This is a genomic window from Streptococcus sp. 3167, assembly GCF_013277175.1.
GTDB classification, from domain to species: Bacteria; Bacillota; Bacilli; order Lactobacillales; family Streptococcaceae; genus Streptococcus; species Streptococcus pseudopneumoniae.
Genome location: NZ_VMML01000032.1, coordinates 1 through 19,442, shown reverse-complemented (window position 1 = coordinate 19,442; position 19,442 = coordinate 1). Strand labels below are relative to the sequence as shown.

Below are 19,442 nucleotides of genomic sequence, written 5' to 3'. Positions count from 1 at the left end.
TTTAGACCAAGGGAACTACTTCTCCCTATTTTTTAGACATCAAGTGTACTATAGACAGCATTTTCTTCGATAAACTCACGACGAGGCTCTACTCGATCCCCCATCAACATATCAAAGATTTTATCTGCTTCTGCAGCATCATCTACAGAAACTCTAGCCATCAAGCGATGTTCGGGATCCATGGTTGTTTCCCACAGCTGATGATCGTCCATTTCACCTAGCCCCTTATAACGCTGAATAGTCGGTTTGGTACGACCTTCACTATAACGGGCTAAAGCTTCTTGGAGTTTGATTTCTTGATCTGCACCCGGCTGGATATATTCTTTAATCTCGCTTCCAACCTTGACACCATAGATTGGTGGTTGGGCAATATAAACATAACCAGCTTCTAGGATTGGTTTCATATAACGATAAATCAAGGTTAAAAGAAGGGTACGAATATGGGCTCCATCGACATCGGCATCGGTCATCAAAACGAGTTTTTGGTAACGGGCTTTCGAAACATCAAATTCTGCGCCAAATCCTGTTCCCATGGCTGTGAAAAGACTACGAATTTCTTCGTTAGCTAGAATCTTATCCATACTTGCTTTTTCAACGTTCAAAATCTTACCGCGAATTGGAAGGATAGCCTGAAACTCACGGTTACGACCAGATTTGGCTGATCCACCAGCTGAGTCTCCTTCGACGATGAAGAGTTCTGTTTCAGCAGGATTGTTAGAAGAACAGTCTGCTAGTTTCCCTGGAAGGTTGGAAATTTCCAAACCAGATTTTTTACGAGTGACTTCACGCGCACGCTTGGCAGCCACACGAGCCTTGGCAGCCAAAATCCCTTTTTCCACGATACGCTTGGCAATCTGTGGATTTTCCATGAGGAAATCGGAGAAGGCTTCACTGAAGAGGCGATTGGTAATCTTGACCACTTCGCTATTTCCCAATTTGGTCTTGGTTTGTCCTTCAAACTGTGGATTTGGGTGTTTAACTGAGATAACTGCAGTTAATCCTTCGCGGACATCTTCCCCAGTTAAATTATCTTCATTGTCTTTCAGTAACTTATTCTTACGAGCATAATCGTTGATAACACGTGTCAAGGCTGTACGGAAACCTTGTTCATGCGTTCCACCTTCATGGGTATGAATATTATTGGCGAAACTCATGACATTTTCATGGTAACCAGTTGTGTACTGCATGGCTACCTCAACTGTGATATCATCCATCTCACCGTCTGTATAGATTGGTGTATCAAAGATTACATCCTTGTTCTCGTTGATATATTCAACGTAACTAGCAATCCCACCTTCATAATGATAATGCTTGGTTTGTTCCAAACCTTCACGCTTATCTGTAATTGAAATTTGAAGACCGCGATTTAGAAAGGCCAACTCTTGAATCCGTTTATTTAATTTATCAAAATCAAAGATTGTTGTTTCAGTGAAGATTTTTGGGTCCGGTGTGAAGTGAACCGTTGTTCCTGTTTTATCCGTATCTCCAACTATTTCAAGATCTGCGACAACATGACCACGACGGTATTCTTGGTAATGAATCTTACCATTTTTGTGAACATGAACGTCTAATTGAGTTGAAAGGGCATTAACAACTGACGACCCCACGCCGTGAAGACCACCTGAAACCTTGTATCCGCCACCGCCAAATTTTCCTCCAGCGTGAAGGACAGTAAAGACAGTCTCAACGGCAGGTCGACCTGTTTTTTCCTGAATATCGACTGGAATACCACGCCCATTATCCACAACAGTAATCGAATCATCTGGCTCAATAAAAACTTGAATATGGCTGGCAAATCCTGCCAAGGCCTCGTCAATTGAGTTATCAACAATTTCCCAGACTAGATGGTGAAGACCTTCTTTTGAGGTTGATCCAATGTACATCCCTGGACGCATACGAACAGCCTCTAAGCCCTCTAAAACTTGAATTTGACTGGCATCATAATCCTGTGCCTGCAGATTTTTGATTTCTTCTGTCATCTTATTCCTTTTTCTTACATGTCTAATACTTGTCTTAAATTCACGATACTGGTAAACAAGTGGGTATCAAGTCCTGCAGCTTGACCTGCTTCGATATCAATCGGTCGATCACCAATGACAAGACCTGAGCTAATCTGATACTTTTTTCTTAAATAAAGCACGGACTCGGGATTTGGCTTTCTCTTAAAGCCTGAGCTAGAAGTCACCACTTCTGTAAAATAAGCTGCTATAGAGGTTTTTTCTAAAATTTCCAAAACCTGATTATTTCGATGAGAGACCAAAAAATGACGGCCACCTTGATTTGAAATGTCTTCCAATAGGTCAAAAACTCCTTCAAATAAAATCGGGTGTTCAAGCTCTCTGGCTTCATTTTCCTTGTACTTTTCTAAAAAATTCTCTAAATTGGGAGCGAATGTCTCAATCGCCAAATCAGTAGAAACCTTTAAAGCTTGATAGACACTGTCATGGTCTTGTATAATGCCATACAGTGCCAATGTTTCAACAAATGCAGCTGTTGAAATTTCATAATTATCCAGTAAAGTTCCACCTAAATCCCAGATATAATCGTGATATTTCATACCCTTCATTATAGCATTTTTTTATGAAAAAAGCGATGATTTCCCTGATTTTTCCACATAAAAAACGAGAGAATAACTCCCGTTTTACTGATTTTTACCAAAGACATCTCGATAGAGCATTCCTGTTCGTAAAGTCTCTGCGTCTCCTCCTAGTTGCTCTACCAACTCGTAGGCAAAGGCAAGGGCTGTCGAGGGACCTCGACTGGTTGTCAAGTGACCATCTACCACTACTGTTTCCTTGACGTAGTGACCATCAAGGATTTGCTCTTGAACACCATCATAACAAGTGTACTGCTTGTTTTTCAATACCCCTGCTTGATTGAGGGCAATTGGTGCCGCACAAATGGCTGCTAGTTTCTTCCCTTCTTGCTCGAATCTTTGCAACTCTTGAATCAAGGCCTGATTATCGCGCAAATGTGCAGAACCAGGCATACCGCCAGGAAGAACAATCATGTCATAGTCTGATAAATCTCCATCAAAGACATGATTTGCTCTTACTTGGATTGCATGCGAACCCGTTACTTGCTTTTCAAAACCAACCATATCACAAGTAATATTTGAACGACGCAAGACATCTACAACTGTCAAAGCTTCAATTTCTTCAAAGCCCTGAGCTAACATAACTGCTACTTTTACCATGATTTTCTCCTTATTTGATTTGTTTTAATACAAGCTTTTTCCGCTTGAATGGAACTTTTCCGCTCTTTTCTTCAGCTAGATTTGTCTGGTAACTCATCGATAAAAGCAAACCAACACCAATCAGATTACTGATAATAGCCGATCCCCCTTGCGAAATGAAAGGCAGTGGAATCCCGGTCAAAGGAAGCAAGCCCGTTACAGCACCGATATTTTCAAAAATGTGGAAGAGCAACATCATAATCAAACCAGTGGAAATATAGGTGTAGAACTGGTTATTTGATTTGAGAGTAATCTTCAACATACGGTAAATCAACATGAGGTAAAGGACAATAACCAGGACAGAGCCAATAAAGCCAAAATCTTCTGCAATGACCGTGAAAATCATATCTGACTCACGAACTGGAATAAGCAGATTTGAAGTATTAAAACCTTGGCCAAATAAACCACCGCTCCCAATGGCAATCTGCCCTTGAGCCTGCTGGTAAGTCGTTGTTTGGGCAAACTCAAAGGGATTGAGCCAAGCCAAAATCCGATTGATTTGGTAGGTCGGCATTCCAATCTGGTGAAGAAAAGCTCGTCCGTCCTTGCTAATAAAGATGGCTAAGAAACCAGCAACTCCTGTTACAGCAGTCACAAATACTGGGATAATAATTTTCCAAGAAACCCCTGATAATAAAACGATTCCTGAGAAAATGGCTACAAAAACCAAAGCCGTCCCTAAGTCACTTTGAAGTGCTAAAAGAACTAGGACTGGAATAGTAAAGAGAATCATCCAAAAAATTAACAAAAAGTCCAGCGGAACCGTGCGTCTCCATTCCTTATGTTTTTTGGTAAACTGGACAATGACACGAGCCAACATGAGGATATAGGATATCTTCATAAATTCTGACGGCTGGAACAAGGTAACACCATTTACCGATACCCAGTTTTTGGCACCCGTTGATGCAACTAGGCTTGGATTATAAAAGACAATTGGCAAGACCATGAGTCCCAAGCCTAAAATATACAGAAAGGGGGTTACTTTCCAAAGAAATTCTGTATTAAAGAGCATGACCACAAAACCAATCACAAGCCCCAAGGCAATCCAGGCGACCTGCTGCCCTAAAATGGGCAGAATATTGTTTGGATAATCATGACTAACAGCTATATAGATAGCCACCACGCCAATAACCAGTAGAAAAAATACTGGCAATAGCAAACTATAATCGACTCTTGAGTCGAGAGAACGTTTCATATACACTAACCTTATACTTTCATACAATACTATTTATCAAAGTTCATTTAAAAATTTATCAACAGCTTCATCAACTTCGGATCGAGAGACGGTTTTAACAGTCGCTTCTTTTGCTAGAGAAGTCACTATTTGCTTACCATATCGTTTTCCGACAATTCTCCTATCCAAAATAAGAGTTAAAGAACGTTGGTGTTCGCGTCTCATACTTCTTCCCAAAGCCTGTTTTAAACGAATAATGGCCATTGGCAATTGATAATCATAAAAGGCATTTTTCCCTTCTTGAATTAGTTCCTGATTGATCTTTTTCGTCAAGGGCTCTTGGGGATTTTGGAAAGGAAGTCTTGGTACAACTTGAATCACAAAAGGATGACTTGAAAAATCAACTCCCTCCCAGAAACTTGCTGCACCAAGCAAGATTTGTTGTTCTCCTTTTTCAAAGCGCTTCTTTAGCTGATGAACATCCCCATTTTTATACTGAGCCAGATGGCTTACAGGAAGTATGTCTGAAACTGCTAGAAGCATATCTTTAGCGGTAAAGAGAACCAAAATCGGTTGCTGGAAAGCTTGAATTTCCACTAGTAAATCAGCTACCTCTTTGGCATAGACTTCTAAGGAAGTTTCTGTCACCAGAGGGAAATCTTTGACCAAGACCACTTCTTGGTCCTGTTTTCTACGAGCTTCAATCTTAAGAAATTTGGCTTCAGGATAGCCTAACAGGTCTGCCAAAGAAACTCTCTGACTAATCTCAAGAGTAGCCGACACTCCCAAGACTTGACAACTCTCAGGTATTAAAGAGGACAGAAGAATACGGCCAGATTTTGTAGAAGAAATCTGAATTTTCTTTTGACTCGTTTCAGTTGCTTCAAGCCAGTAATCTCGGTCAGCTGTAAAATAGCGGACCAGCTCCTCAAAGCCTTCTACTTCTAATTCTAAAAAATACTGATGGAGATTGGCTAGAGAATCTAAGATATTTTTCCTAGATTTACCAGACTGAAATTGTTCTATCAAGTAGAAGCACTCAAAGCGAATACTTTCTAGTATTCGTTGCTGGACCTTATTTTGCTCCTCCAGTAAGGCCTTATCAAGCAAATCGATAATAGACTGGATATCGTAGGTCTCTTGAAGCAGATTTTCTAAAGCCAACAAAACTTTTTGAACTTCATCGATAATCAGTAAACGGTCACTGACAAATTCAGGATTATCTTCAAGTCTGGTTACAAGATAGGCATGATTGGTCACTAAAAGCTTGCAGGTTTGTGCTCTTTCTTGACTACGTTTCCAAAAATCTTCCGTCACAAATAAGCTTTGAGATGATAAATTCCCGTCATGACGAAGATCTGTTAGAAAATGTTGGTAACGGTAGAGTTGACCAATTTCATCCAAATCCCCCGTTTCTGTCTCTGTCAGCCAGACCAAGACTTGCATTTTAAAGCGTCTAAATAAGCGATTTTCATCATTTTCCTGCAAGGAACGATAAAAGGCATCCAACTTCAAATAATTTTGAGGCCCCTTTAAACTACGAATATCTATATGGAACACTTCCTTGAGACGTTTACCTTCTTCTTCCATGATTTGATTTTGAAGAATCTTTGTCGGAACGCTAAGGACAATCTGACGATTTTCCACTTGGGACAAAGCGGGTAAGAGATAGCCATATGTTTTCCCAATTCCTGTCGGCGCTTGAATTAATGATATAGGCTCATCCTTCAATAACAAACCGACTTCTTTAGCAAAACTCTCTTGCTCCTCCCTCACTTCAAGATTCAACAGAGAAATATTTTTAGAAAAATCTTGAGATAGTTTTCGTGACTCCATGGGATCTGCAGTTTTCTTGAAATACAGTCCTTGAACTTGGACCAAATCTGAAGAACTCAGAATAGATTGGCTGCGATAAATTTCTTCAATAACCAGGTAGGACTCATATAGGAGGGCGTCAGCCATTTCCAGCAAGCGTTCCAAGAGTCCTTTAGGAAGCTGGGTCATCTTTTCCCGTAAAAAAAGAAGTAATTCTGCTGTAGCTTGGGCATCTGAAAGGGCTGTGTGTGCGTGTTTAAGAGGAATTCCTAATTCTCGGCACAATATCGGCAAACTATATTTTTCCAGTTCAGGGAAAAAGACCTGAGCCAATTCGACCGTATCAACACGAGGATTTCTTAGCTCATAACCTTCAAAAAATAAATTTTCCGCCAAAAGATTGGCATCAAACTGAACATTGTGGGCTACAAAAATCCCATCCTCTACCAAGTCAAAGATTTTTCTAGCAACTTGCGAAAAATCAGGTGCTTGCGCCAGACGTTGGTCTGTCAATCCTGTCAGTTCTTTGATATGAGCATCCAAGGGTTCATGTGGATTGACATCCGTCGTATAGTGATCAACGATTTTTCCGTCCTCAATCACGACAATTCCCACTTGGATAATTTTAGCCTTACTACCTGTGCTAGTTGCCTCTAAATCCACCACAACATAGCGATTACCAATCGTTTTCATTATAAAAAATTATACCAAAAAAAGGGCCATTTGGCACCTGCAAACATGTGATAATTTTCAAACTCAAGAAGGTTACTTGTGTTAAAAATCCCAGCAAACAGAGCATCCTAGCCTGCTGATTTTTTTGAAAATATTGGAGAATAAGAAAAATTGAGAGAAGAAATATTTGCATCTTCCTTCTCTCAACGAATCATTTACTTTATTTAACCATGTCAGGATCGTAATCATAAAATCCTGTATCAAGGAAACGGTTTTTAGGATGTAACTTGCGCACTTCTTCATCCAGCAAGAAGGCTTGGTCATGACTAAAGTTGCCCTCTTGGATCAAGCTACGCGCTTGGATAAAGAGTTTTGCAATCTCAACAAAGTTCTGACCAGGTGTATAGAGACCTTCTAATTTCCAGTGAGTAAAGCCATGCTCCACCAATTCTGTTAATTTGATCATCAAATCAAGGTCATTGTTGGCAAAGATATGGGTCCCATGATTATCTTCAAAAATGGAATAGTGGCTCTCTGGATCACTTGGCTCAGCCAAGAAGAGGTCACGTTTATGCGTCTTTTCATCATCGATATGTGTAAAGTTATAGTAGTTTTGCAAGAGTGGACGTTTAGAATGATGGATGACGCTAGCACCGTAAACCAAAACTTCAGCAGGAATTTCCAAAATCTCTGGCATTTTGAAAAGTTCAGCTGATGGAATTTCACGCGCCAAAACAGCCTCAGATGCGCCAGCCTTTTGTCCCCAGAAGTTAATCTGACGACTGCTAGTTACCATGGTTGAAGCATCGTAGATGGTCTTAAATGAATAACCATCGCGGTTAACTACGTAAAAGACGCCTGCATCCCCAATCGTAATATAGTCTGTCTTGATTTCTTCCAAGAAGTCTAAGAAAGGCTTGATACGGTCCATCATATCTTGGTGCATGAGAGCATTGACCGCAACGAGCAATTCCTTACCAGCATCATGAACCAACTTAGCGATTTCACGCAATTGGTCATGACTAAAGGTTGTTGGCAGACGAAGGCCAAAATCTTTCTCACCGACATAGATACGGTCTACGCCAGCTTCGAGTAGTTGTTCGACTTGTTCAATACTTTCAGCAGTTGCTGTAATGATAATCTTTTCCATAGGAAAAACTATACCACATTTCTAGCAAATCAGCCATGCTTTGAAAATGAAAAGGGACTTTATTCTTTTTGTAACCTTTCTGTAATAATTCTCTGCCGAAAAAATGATAAAATAGGTATGTACTGTTAAGGAGAGAATCATGCCCGTAAGAAAATTACAATCCTATGAGGTAGACTATCAAGAAGAATTAAACCAGCAACTTCCTCATTATCAAGCTTATGCACCTGAAGCACAAGCTGATAGCAATCTCAAAGAAATTTTATTTTTTGTTAATATCGCTGTTTTTTGTATCTGTATTGCTATCTTTAGTTTTATCTTTTTAGCATTAAAATTATCAACTGCTCTTGCCTTTGCCGCAGCAATCGGATCCAGCTTACTTGTTTTAAAAGTTCAACGGTCTATTATCAAACGAAAACGTAGAAAATAAATCCAAAAGAGTCTGGGACAAAAGGATTTTGATTTTAGGAATTCTTTATTATAAGTTTTTAAAATCGATAGATTAGACAAAAAAGCGAACAAAACAGAATTCTGAGTGTCAGATAACTTGTTTTGTTCGCTTTTTATATTTAAGGTTAGACTTTTGCCCCAGACTCTTTTTATTTTTTCTTTTTAGATGGTGTCTGAATGGCAATCTTCACTTCAAAGATTGTTCCCTTGGGTTTATTATCTTTGACAGTAACAGTTCCTTTTAGAGCATCTACAATTTGCTTGGCTAGGGATAATCCTAAACCAAAACCACCTTTTTGCCGGGTTCTAGCCTTGTCTACTCGATAAAAACGGTCAAAAATTTTCTTTTTATCTTCTGTCGAAATACCGATTCCATTATCAGAAACAAGTAAATAAAGATTGCGATCGGTCGCCGAGATAAGAAAATCAATTTCACCATCCTCCTCAGTATACTTGACGGCATTATCGAAAAGAATGGTCATCAGTTGTTTCAGAAGAAGCTGATCTGTGACAATTGTTCGATGGATACGATTTTCAAAACGGAAGACACGATTATTTTCCGAAGCAATCATCTCATAGTTTGTGAAAGTTGTATTAAAAAAGCTAGTTGGAACTTCTGCAAGCTCTGGCTTAATCCCATCATCTCTCCGAGCTAAGTTCAGCAAGCTTGTCGTTAAAAAACGCATATTTCGGACTTCTTCCAAACTCGATGCAATGCTTTCACTCACATCCATAATGGTAGCTTCTGGCTTACGAAAAAGGGTCTCTAAGCGATTTTGCAAAACTGCGAGTGGAGTTCGTAACTCATGACTGGCATTTTCCACAAAAGACTGTTGCTTCTGCACACTCTCAAGCAGGGGCCTAACACTGACCCTAGCTAGATAGAGACTGGCAAGTAAAGACAAAATCCAGAAACTAGCCATCACGACCACAATCAATTGCTCATGCTTTTGACTAGCCTGCTCCAACTGACTGGTATTAATCAAGACAGCAGCATACTTGATATTGGTTGAAACCGAACTAATATTGGTCTCCATCAAAATCACACGATAGATTTCTTCCTGCCCATAGCTATTAAAAACCTGAATCTGGTAGATATGTCCTAGTTCTTTCTTTTCTAACTTAATCTTATCCAAGCCCAAAAATCGATTTCCAGAAAGAAGTTGAGTAAAGTCTTTATCAAAGAGAATGACTTCCGTATTGGAACTGACATTAGGTTTTATTTCTACTTTACTAGCGTCCGCCCTAGCATTTTCTAAATCTTTAATCTCTTCTGTTGCCCTATTTATAGCCAGCTGAATAACTGCTTGAGGATTTTCACTCAGTCCATGAAGCTTATCGTCCACCGAAGTATAAAGACTCGAATGCATGACTTGTAAAATAATCAGAGTCATTGTAGAAAAAATCAGGGTGAAGACACCGAAGTTGCGGATAAAATAACTAAAGTCATCCGCATACCATGTTTTTTTAAGTTTACTGAACATCTTTTAAAAGATACCCAACACTACGCAAGGTTTGCAAATTCTCTGCAAAAGTGGTTCCCTTTAATTTCTTACGGACTTTTGAAACATAGACTTCGACAACCGAAATCGTTGTATCACTATCAAATCCCCATAAACGGTCAAAAATCTGCGTCTTAGGCAAAATCACATTTTGATTTTGAAGGAAATAAACTAGTAAATCGAACTCTTTCCCCAGCAATTCGACTGGAGTATCTTCAACCTTAACGGTATTTGTTGATAAATTGATGAGAATATCTCCATAAGATAGCGTATTTTCATTAAACTTGCCTGAACGTTTGAGAAGGGCCTGAATCCGCATTTTGAGTTCTTCTAGGTAGAAAGGCTTGGTCAGATAATCATCCGCTCCCAGTTCAAATCCATGTCCCTTGTCATCCAAACTTTCCTTGGCGGTCATGATCAGAACTGGTGTCGTAATTCCCTTTTCACGCAATTCTTTTAAGACTTGGAAACCATTTTTTTCTGGCAACATCAAATCGAGCAAAATCAAGTCATAGACACCACTTTCAGCTTCGTAGAGACCTTCTTCACCATCAAATACCTGCATAACATCCACAAAATCGTCTAAAAAGTCAAATACTGAATTTGACAGACCTAGGTCATCCTCAACCAATAAGATTTTTATCATGAGAAACTCCTCCTTATTAAAACCATTATACCAAATTTGCCTTAAAAAAAACTCAACTCTCTGCATTTTACATGAGATAGCTGAGTTTTCTTTTTATTTTAGGCTTATTTATGCATTTCCGTATTGAAGAACAACTGCTTCGACTGCAGCTTTTTCACGGTTAATCAAGTCAACACGCGCTGCAATTTCCTTGATTCCCATGCCGATGTTACGGCTAAGAGCAAGGTCAGAAAGTTGTGGCTCAAAGAATTCCTTGTACTCTGCCAAGCGTTGCTGAGTCTTAAATACATGAGCAGGAAGGATAACAAAGCTATCAAAGCTCATATCTCCACCAAGGGCTGCCTTAATCCAAGCCCAGTTTTCACGCGCCCAAGACCAAGCTGTTTTCTGAGTTGCTTGATGAGCTAGGAATTGGTAATACCAAGCAGACAAGTCCTGTGGTTTGACCACAAATTTGTCCTTCCAAGCAGCAATCAAGTTTTGGATATTATCCGCATCTGTACTGTATGCAAGAGCTGCTGCCAACTGGCGTTTAAAGACAGCATCTGTTGCGTGAGTATAAGTATCAAGATAAAGTGCTAACAAGTCTTTAGTCTCATGATGTTTCATCTCATTAATCAGAACTTGTGAGCGAATAGCTGCTGGGAGTCCTGCAAGATTCTCCTTGTGTGTTGCGAAGATTTGGCTAGCGACTTGACTAGCTTCTGCATCATTTGAGCGAATCATCATCGAAACAGCCAGCTGACGAACCAATTCATCCTCATCTGATTCTCCGTCTTTAGCTTCAAAACCAAGACGGTCATAATTATGACGAGCCAATTTAGCAACCAGTCCTTTGAAGGCTGTTTCAGCATCCGTTCCTTCATCAATAAAGCGCTCAAGGGCTGAAATCACTTGAGAAACAGCTGAAACCACCAGATAAGACTCTTCCTTAGCAAGTTTATCAAGAACTGGAAGCAAGTCTGCATAAGAAATGTGCCCTGCCTCAGCCAACAAACGACGTTCTTGAACAATTTGCAGTTTGCTTGTGTTATCAAGTGTCTCTAGCTCAGCAAGAACAGCTTCTAACAAGTCTCCTTGATAGTCGGTAATATAGTGGGCAGTATTTTCAGTGTTGAGACGAAGAGCTCCTTCATTTTCAGCAAGAAGAGCTGCGTAGCCAGGGATTTCGATACTTTCAGTTTCGAGTGTATCAGGCAAGCCTTTCCAGTTGCTATTGAGTGGCACCACCCAGAGACGGTTCTTGTCTTCGTTCTCACCGATGAAGAATTGTTTTTGTGAAATCTTCAAGACATCATTTTCAACTTTGACAGTAAGAACTGGGTAACCAGGCTGTTCCAACCAAGAATCCATGAAGGCTGCGACATCACGTCCTGACGCTTGACCAAGGGCATCCCAAAGGTCACTACCAATGGTGTTGCTGTATTGGTGTTTTTCAAAGTAGGCGTGCAAACCTTTAGCAAAATCAGCATCTCCTAGCCAACGGCGAAGCATGTGCATGAGACGGCTTCCTTTGGCATAGACGATAGCGCCGTCAAAGAGTGTATTGATTTCATCTGGATGTTTAACTTCGACGTGGACAGACTGAACGCCATCAGTAGCGTCACGTTCAAGAGCAAGAGGTACTCCACCTGTTTGGAAATCTTCAAAGATATTCCAGCTTGGTTCGATGGTATCCACACAGACGTATTCCATCATATTAGCGAAACTTTCATTGAGCCAAAGGTCATCCCACCATTTCATAGTCACGAGGTTCCCAAACCATTGGTGAGCCAATTCATGGGCCACAACAAGGGCAACTTGTTGACGGCTAGCAAATGTAGAGTTCTCATCGACAACCAAGTAAACTTCACGGTAGGTCACCAGACCCCAGTTTTCCATAGCACCAGCTGAGAAGTCAGGAAGGGCGATGTGGAGAGATTGAGGAATTGGGTACTTAACTCCATAGTAATCTTCGTAAAACTCGATAGAGCGAACAGCGATATCCAGTGAGAAATCAAGATTTGAAAGTGGATGTGCTTTGGTTGAGTAGACACCTACCAGGGTACCATTTTTAGTTTTAGCGGTCACCCCTTGCAAATCACCAGCAACAAAGGCCAACAAGTAAGAAGACATGCGAGGTGTTGTCTCAAACTTCCAGATACCTGTTTCCTTACGGTTTTCAACATCGATTTCTGGCATGTTTGACAAGGCCAATTCACCTTCTGCTTGGTCAAAGCGAAGAGAGAGGTCAAAAGTTGCTTTGGCTTCAGGCTCATCCACACATGGGAAAGCTTCGCGCGCAAAATGGCTCTCGAACTGAGTAGACAAGACCTCCTTCTTGACTCCATCAACTGTATAATAAGAAGGGTAAATCCCTGTCATGTTGTCTGTAATTTTACCAGAAAAGGCAAGAACCAATTCAACTTGACCAGCCTCAGCCAATTCGATATGAAGGGCTTCATTGTCATGGTCAACTGTAAATGGACGAGCTTGACCTGCAACTTCTACAGAGGTGATTTCCAAATCTTTTTGGTGGAGGGAGATGCAGTCACTCTGTGCTTGACCAGTGATGGTCACTTTCCCAGAAAAAGTCTTGGTCTCACGACTCAAATCTAAAAATAAATCATAATGTTCAGGAACAAATTGCTTAATAAAATGTTCAACTGCTTGCATAGTTTTCTCCTATTCTAAGTTTAAGAGCTGCTGCTCTTCTTCAAACAAACTTATTATATCATATTTTGCTTGAGAAAAAAGGATTGGACAGCGATTTCCAAAACTTTCTTCCTTCTAATAGTCTACAGTGGGTAGACCTTGCGAAATTCTTCTAAAACAACCTTGCTTTCAGGTGTAAAAGTCAATCCTGCTTCACCCAAGCAGTCTCTGAAAAAATCCTCATGAACCTGGCGCCAATAGGCAAGTGATTTGTCTCCCTCACCTTCCTTAAAGGCATGTTGCGCAGAAACTTGATTGAAGAGTTCAACAGAAACCTTTGTAATTTCGACAATGCAGACAGACTGATTTTGACTATCTAAAATGATATCGAAGGTCCCTACTTGGGGAAGTGGTTCGTCTTCTAGTACATAGAGGTCATAGGCTGATGCTGTTCTGTCCTTTTTCCTTTAAACACCAAATCCGCTAAAAGATCTGGTTCAACTCCAAAAGCCAAAGCATCGATTTCATCTCCGATCAAAGGATTGATTTGCTTGTATTTATTCCACATTTCTTGCGGTATCATGGGTACTCCTTTGTAATTTTTTACTTTCTTCTTTTATGTGTTTAAGATGATCTGGATGGTCAATCTCTAAATCAAAAATCTCTGGAATAGAACTGTAGTGGATAATGCACTTGATCCCCAACTGATTCATTTTTTGTATGAAAGAAGTATTCAGATAGCCTGCTACAGCAAAATCAATCTTGTTCTTTCTTGCTTTATCCTGCATATCTCTTAGCATATCTAACATTATTGGACTTTCCATATCATGCCATTGACTGTTTCTCATAGTCGCAAAAACAAAGGAAGTCAAATCATTCATTCCAACTACAATCTTTGAAATGCCCGTTTCCAGTATACTAGATAAGTCAAAATACGCTGACGGTAATTCAATCATCGTTCCGACTTTCCCAGTAAAGCCATACTGACGCAATACTGTAATAGCTTGTTTTAATTGGTCGGCATCATTGACAAAAGGAAAGATAAGAGATAGATTGGAGTTGGTTTGATAAACTTCTGTAACGACATGTGCTTCAGCCTGAAATTCATCCAAACACGCCAGTAAACGCCTAGTTCCTCTATAGCCAAACAAGGGATGCCCTTCGTCAAAAAACTCTTTAGTCCCCACTAAACAATTGGCTTCTGTATTCGTTAATTCAGTAAAACGATACCAAACTTCTTCATCTGAGTACAGGGAGCAGATAGTCTCTAGATAATCTTTTACAAATTGCTGACAACTTGCTAATATGATGTTTTGATTAAGCTCTCTCAACAAATATTCCCCACGAATCATGCCGACGTGGTGAAATAATTAGGGGTAAACTTTTTCAAGAATTTTTTCGCCACTAAGGGCAAGTTGATTTTTCATAGCCATTCACCTCGTCTTAAAAGATACAATATCATATATAATTATCTCAAAATTTCCTCTAGTTCAAAAGATTCATAAGGTTCAGATAACTCATATCCTAAAAATTCTGCTACTTTTTTGGAAGCCTCATTATGAGCATCCCAAAGTGGAAACATATCTCTATTTAAACTCTCTAGAATCATTGCAGCACCAAGCTTTTTAGCAAATCCATTCCCTTGTTCGTTTGGTCTAGTTGCAACTTCCACTTCAACTGCTTTACGGTAAACTAACCCTGAGGAAATCCCAGCAATCAGTTCATTATTTTTAAGAATCACAAAGCCAAATCCACCTTTTAAAACAAAATCCTGATAGGACTCAAAATCCCCCTGTAAATCCTGTGACCATTCTTCCGTAGAAAAGCAGTTATAAATATGATTATCAATAGGCACAATATTGTAACCTTCCTCTAAATGAGTAACTAGATTATTTAAAAATTCAACTTGAAAATTTGCCTTATCTTTAAAAGAATAGCGAGTAAAAGAATTTAGCCCCACTTTTCGATGCAGAAAATCTTGCCAATTAGTATTTTCTGAAATAATAATCTTATAATCTAAACCATATTTTCTAACAAAATCTTCCCAAAATCTGGAATCCAACTCCCCTGCTAGGTATAGAAAATTCCCAACATCATAAAAGCTTGTTGTCCTATCATTGTTTCGGTAGACAGTTCCAATTTGAGATTTAAGACCATAGAGAACCATATTTTTCTTCCATGTTTTAAATAGTTCCATTATCCCTCTACTTCACCTTCCAATTCATGTAAGAAGTCTTGTCCAGTTCTGGAAATCCTAATAATTCAGACTTAACCTTCGAGACTAATGGCGATGCATTTTCTTCTGTAATCTCTTGAATATCCATCCAAATATATCCAAGTGAATCATTCGCACCATCAGACACAGCTTCCGAAGTCGTAACTTGAGGTGCACTCTCATTCATTTCAACATCATACAAGGCCATGACATGGTGAACCATAAAATTTGTTAACTCTTCTCTGACGAAAACATCGTAGATTCGAGGATTAGAGTAGCTTCTAACAGTAAATCCCGTCTCTTCCATAACTTCTCTAGTCAGCGTTTCCGTCAGTCCTTCACCAAGTTGCTGACTGCCTCCAGGTAGATCATACCGATGTTGATAAGGGCCTCTCGTTTTTTCAATGCAGAGTAACTTCCCATTTTCTAAGCAAACAGCGTAGACTCCAAAGTGTTTTTTGATTTCCATCCAACTCCTCCTACTTCAAAGACCAGCCACCATCTATTGTCAAGATTTGTCCTTGCATGGCGCTCGCTTTTCCACTTGCTAAAAAAAGACTAAGCTCTGCTATTTCCTCTGGCTCAATCCAGCGCTTGATTGGGGTTTCACTAGCCACCCAGTCAGCCAAACCACCTGGTTCAAAATCCGCAGCGGTCATAGCTGTCTTGACTGCTCCTGGAGCGATACCAAAGACCTGAATCCCAGCTTCAGCATAGTCTAGAGCCAACTGCTTGGTGAAGCCAGCCAAGGCATGCTTGGATGAAGTATAGGCGTGACCACCTCCACCTGCTAGGCTAGAAGCAATGGAACATATATTGATGATGATTCCCTTTTTATTTTCCAGCATTTGTGTCAAATAATATCGAGTCAACTCTACTGGAATAATGTAGTTGATTTCAAAAATCTCTTGAATGTCCTGCGCCGTTTGTTCCAACAGTGGTTTGTAATGATCCAAAACTCCAGCAGTATTACACAAAACATCCACCTGAGGGCACCAGTCAAAAATAGGTTCCAAGTCCAAGGTCAAATCTCTCTGTAAAAAGTGAAAATCACCCTCTAAGAGTGGCTTTTCACCTTGGTCAACTCCATAAACTTGATAGCCCTTCTCTAAAAAGAGGCGAGCTTGAGCCAATCCGATCCCTGAACTCACTCCTGTAATGAGTACACGTTTAGTCATGCACTTCTACCCAATCCGTTGCCAAAACATCACAAACTGTCGGGCTCCACATGGAAAAACCTTCTCCTTCGCCAGAAACGTTGATTAGGAAATAAGGTGTCATTTCAAGTGCAAGCCCATTTTGCTCGATGGTATCAAAGAGTTGGACATAGTTTTCCGCACCTCCCCAACCAGTTCGTACATATTTTCTCTTAGCCTTTAACCCAGGCAGGATCTCTTCAAATGTCATGTTTTTCTCCTTTAATTCTACATTCTTCATTTAATTATAGCAAAAAACCGCTTTATACGGCTTTTTGAATGTGAGTTATTCAAACCTGCTACTACTTACGGCAAATTATTCCCTGCAGCAAGATAAATTTCATACCATTCTTTTCTTGTTAAGCTAAAGTTTGCCGCTCGGCTAACTTCTCTCAAGTGCTTAGGATTTGTTGTACCTACGACTGCCTGCATTTTTGCTGGATAACGCAATATCCAAGAAATGGCAATAGTTGAAGAGGTTACTCCATATTTAATAGCTAAACGATCAAGTACTTGATTTAAAGCTTGAAATTTCTCATTTCCAACAAAATTCCCTTTAAAATACCCGAACTGCAAGACTGACCATGCTTGAATGACCACATCGTGTAATTGGCAATATTCAAAAATGCTGCCATCTCGCATAGCTGCTTGACTATCTTCCATATTAACATGAAAAGCTGATTCGAATCCTGGAGTAAAAGCCGCACTCAATTGTAGCTGATTAACAGCTAACGGCTGCTTAACATCTTTTTTAAGCAACTCCATCATCATAGGATTTTGATTAGAAACTCCAAAATCTCGAACCTTACCTTGTTTATAAAGGAGATCAAAGGCTTCTGCTACTGGGTCAGATTCCATCAAAGCATCTGGTCGATGAAGAAGCAAGCTATCTAGATGATCAATCTTCAATCTTTGCAAAATACCGTCAACTGATTTTATAATATAGTCCTTAGAAAAATCAAAATAGGTAAATTCTTCAATGCGAATGCCACATTTGGACTGAATCCACATCTTTTCTCTTAAATCTGGACGATTTTTTAGGACAAGACCTAACAGTTCTTCACAACGACCACGACCATATATATCAGCCAAGTCAAAAGCATTGATTCCAACAGAAAGTGCTGTTTCTACAAGCTCTTCAACTTCTTTGACAGACTTATCTTTTATTCTCATCATTCCGAAAACAATTTCTGATAATTCTTTGTCATCTTGACCAAGAGTTATGTATCTCATCAAATTTTTCTCCTTTAATTTCTAACATTCTTTCCTTCATTATAACAAAAAACCGCTTTGCAACGGCTTTTTGGCTATATTTCACTCCATTTTATCTTCTTAAACCCACGGAACAAGAAAAAAATGCCAATAAAAAGAACAGCTAAAGGAATAATCTTTGTGAGGAAAACATTTGAAATGCCCATCCACTCATAATAACGGAGCAGAGAACCCACCACAAGATGGGCAACAATCATACTGACAAAGGGACGAAAGACAGCTTCTTTCCAATTCCAAATACTGATGACTAGAGAAAGCGTAAAGACAAGGAAACTATCCCAGGGAGCAGGAAGATAAAATGCTCCTTCTTGTACAAAACTTCCTATTCCTACATATCCCAGAACAACTAGAAGGACAAGAATCCCAACGACAATATAGGTGCCAATTTTCATTTTAGGAGAATCTTGGACTAAGCCCCAACGTAAGATTGTGGCCACAAGTCCAAATCCAATCAGAAAAAGAAGAAGTTGCCCTAAAAAAGTAAGCAAATTGACTGTTAAGAGAGGACCTTTAGAAAAATCACCCAGTAGATGATAGTAACGTAATACCACTAGGACAAAAATTGGTGTTAAAAGGGACTCCTTGATAGAACTGTGTGGTGCTTCCTTGAGAATCTCTTTCATTATTTTTTTAGGATTCTTACCTAAATAATCCTCTGCACTCATGCCATCTCGTTCTGCTTCTGAGAAATCTAGCATCATCAAATAGATCTGCTCTCTGAGATAGTCTTCATCATAGAGAAATCCAGCAAGATTAAAACTATCCCACAGTTCCTCAAAATACTGCTGATTGTCCTCAGAAAACTCATGCAACAAATTGTTTGTTTCTTCATAATACTTCATTTTCTTCATGGTTTAACCCCCATTCTTAATCCCTTCTACTTTTTGACTCAAATCGTCCCATTGTTGCCAAAAGACCGAGACACGCTCTTCTCCTTCTTTGGTTAACGAAAAATACTTCCGATCTGGACCATCTGGCGACGGGCGCATGTCGCCTCTTATCCATTGATTTTTTTCTAGCTTTTGCAACAAAGGATAAATAGTTCCTGGAACGATAGTATCAAATTCAGCCTCTCGCAAAGTCTGAACCAACTCATAACCATACCGCTCTTTTTGACCAATCATATCCAAGACACAACCTTCAAGAACACCTTTTAACAGTTGAGTTTCTTTCATCCCTTCTCCCTTCTAATCTATTTTGTAATACCTACTAGTAGCTTCAGCTATAGTATACCACTTCCACACTAGTTTGTAAAGCATAATAGTTAATACTCTTCGAAAATCTCTTCAAACCACGTCAGCGTCGCCTTACCGTATATATGTGACTGACTTCGTCAGTCTTATCTACAACCTCAAAACAGTGTTTTGAGCAGCTTGCGGCTAGCTTTCTAGTTTGCTCTTTGATTTTCATTGAGTATAAGATTATAAATGAAGGAGTATGACATGAAAAAGTGGTGGAAAGAGCTGATAGACAAGCCTTTAGTA

The 19,442-nt window shown here is 39.6% G+C and carries 17 protein-coding genes and 2 pseudogenes; 1 reads left to right on the top strand and 18 read right to left on the bottom strand.

All coding sequences use genetic code 11. The annotated features are described in order from the left end of the window. Nucleotides 1–32: 32 nt before the first annotated feature. The 6 genes from gyrB to HT678_RS05710 form a co-directional block, all read right to left on the bottom strand. Nucleotides 33–1,979 (bottom strand): DNA topoisomerase (ATP-hydrolyzing) subunit B, encoded by a 1,947-nt coding sequence (gene gyrB, locus HT678_RS05735; RefSeq protein ID WP_050208456.1) that lies wholly within the window; start codon nt 1,977–1,979, stop codon nt 33–35. Between the two features lie 14 nt (nt 1,980–1,993). After that, on the bottom strand, nt 1,994–2,557 hold the full coding sequence (locus tag HT678_RS05730; RefSeq protein ID WP_031222428.1) for an HAD family hydrolase: 564 nt from the start codon (nt 2,555–2,557) through the stop codon (nt 1,994–1,996). A gap of 84 nt (nt 2,558–2,641) precedes the next feature. Further along, nucleotides 2,642–3,196 carry a DJ-1 family glyoxalase III gene (locus HT678_RS05725; RefSeq protein ID WP_023938224.1) on the bottom strand — a complete coding sequence of 185 codons (555 nt, stop codon included), beginning with the start codon at nt 3,194–3,196 and terminating at the stop codon, nt 2,642–2,644. Between the two features lie 10 nt (nt 3,197–3,206). Next, nucleotides 3,207–4,430: an FtsW/RodA/SpoVE family cell cycle protein gene (locus HT678_RS05720; protein WP_050208451.1), complete on the bottom strand. Its 1,224-nt coding sequence runs from the start codon at nt 4,428–4,430 to the stop codon at nt 3,207–3,209. Between the two features lie 36 nt (nt 4,431–4,466). Continuing rightward, entirely contained in the window at nt 4,467–6,917 is a 2,451-nt protein-coding gene (locus HT678_RS05715) for a bifunctional DnaQ family exonuclease/ATP-dependent helicase (RefSeq protein ID WP_101514450.1), read from the bottom strand. A 199-nt stretch (nt 6,918–7,116) separates the two neighbouring features. Then, the gene (locus HT678_RS05710) at nt 7,117–8,046 is read right to left on the bottom strand and encodes a peptidase U32 family protein (protein WP_050223418.1); all 930 of its coding nucleotides are present in this window, start codon (nt 8,044–8,046) and stop codon (nt 7,117–7,119) included. Between the two features lie 139 nt (nt 8,047–8,185). On the opposite strand from HT678_RS05710, the gene HT678_RS05705 reads away from it, so the two are divergent. After that, nucleotides 8,186–8,473, top strand: a complete 288-nt coding sequence (locus tag HT678_RS05705; protein ID WP_023933508.1) for a DUF3270 domain-containing protein — start codon at nt 8,186–8,188, stop codon at nt 8,471–8,473. Between the two features lie 169 nt (nt 8,474–8,642). On the opposite strand, the gene ciaH is transcribed toward HT678_RS05705, so the two are convergent. From ciaH to HT678_RS05645, 12 genes and pseudogenes are all read right to left on the bottom strand, one after another. Continuing rightward, a complete protein-coding gene (gene ciaH, locus HT678_RS05700) occupies nt 8,643–9,977 on the bottom strand; it encodes a two-component system sensor histidine kinase CiaH (protein ID WP_101514552.1) in 1,335 nt (444 codons plus the stop codon). Further along, on the bottom strand, nt 9,967–10,641 hold the full coding sequence (gene ciaR / locus HT678_RS05695) for a two-component system response regulator CiaR (protein ID WP_172924680.1): 675 nt from the start codon (nt 10,639–10,641) through the stop codon (nt 9,967–9,969). Before ciaR ends, ciaH begins: the two co-directional genes overlap by 11 nt. Nucleotides 10,642–10,749: 108 nt before the next feature. Continuing rightward, complete coding sequence (locus tag HT678_RS05690) at nt 10,750–13,296, bottom strand: M1 family metallopeptidase (protein ID WP_001149095.1); 2,547 nt, start codon at nt 13,294–13,296, stop codon at nt 10,750–10,752. A gap of 122 nt (nt 13,297–13,418) precedes the next feature. After that, nucleotides 13,419–13,858 (bottom strand): annotated as a pseudogene (locus HT678_RS05685) (ASCH domain-containing protein). Further along, a pseudogene (locus tag HT678_RS05680) lies at nt 13,833–14,702 on the bottom strand (putative PEP-binding protein). Before HT678_RS05680 ends, HT678_RS05685 begins: the two co-directional pseudogenes overlap by 26 nt. 41 nt (nt 14,703–14,743) lie before the next feature. Next, nucleotides 14,744–15,472, bottom strand: a complete 729-nt coding sequence (locus HT678_RS05675; RefSeq protein WP_000418693.1) for a GNAT family N-acetyltransferase — start codon at nt 15,470–15,472, stop codon at nt 14,744–14,746. Between the two features lie 7 nt (nt 15,473–15,479). Continuing rightward, nucleotides 15,480–15,959: an NUDIX hydrolase gene (locus HT678_RS05670; RefSeq protein WP_172924679.1), complete on the bottom strand. Its 480-nt coding sequence runs from the start codon at nt 15,957–15,959 to the stop codon at nt 15,480–15,482. 10 nt (nt 15,960–15,969) lie between these two features. After that, nucleotides 15,970–16,668, bottom strand: coding sequence for a 3-oxoacyl-ACP reductase (locus HT678_RS05665; protein WP_050111889.1), 699 nt, complete (start codon nt 16,666–16,668; stop codon nt 15,970–15,972). Next, complete coding sequence (locus HT678_RS05660) at nt 16,661–16,897, bottom strand: DUF2829 domain-containing protein (RefSeq protein WP_000141921.1); 237 nt, start codon at nt 16,895–16,897, stop codon at nt 16,661–16,663. The genes HT678_RS05665 and HT678_RS05660 overlap by 8 nt, the downstream gene beginning before the upstream one ends. A 95-nt stretch (nt 16,898–16,992) precedes the next feature. Continuing rightward, complete coding sequence (locus tag HT678_RS05655) at nt 16,993–17,919, bottom strand: aldo/keto reductase family oxidoreductase (RefSeq protein WP_101514549.1); 927 nt, start codon at nt 17,917–17,919, stop codon at nt 16,993–16,995. Nucleotides 17,920–17,993: 74 nt separating this feature from the next. Then, on the bottom strand, nt 17,994–18,809 hold the full coding sequence (locus HT678_RS05650; RefSeq protein WP_101514548.1) for a hypothetical protein: 816 nt from the start codon (nt 18,807–18,809) through the stop codon (nt 17,994–17,996). A gap of 3 nt (nt 18,810–18,812) precedes the next feature. After that, a complete protein-coding gene (locus tag HT678_RS05645; protein ID WP_000665417.1) occupies nt 18,813–19,133 on the bottom strand; it encodes a PadR family transcriptional regulator in 321 nt (106 codons plus the stop codon). Nucleotides 19,134–19,442 lie beyond the last annotated feature (309 nt).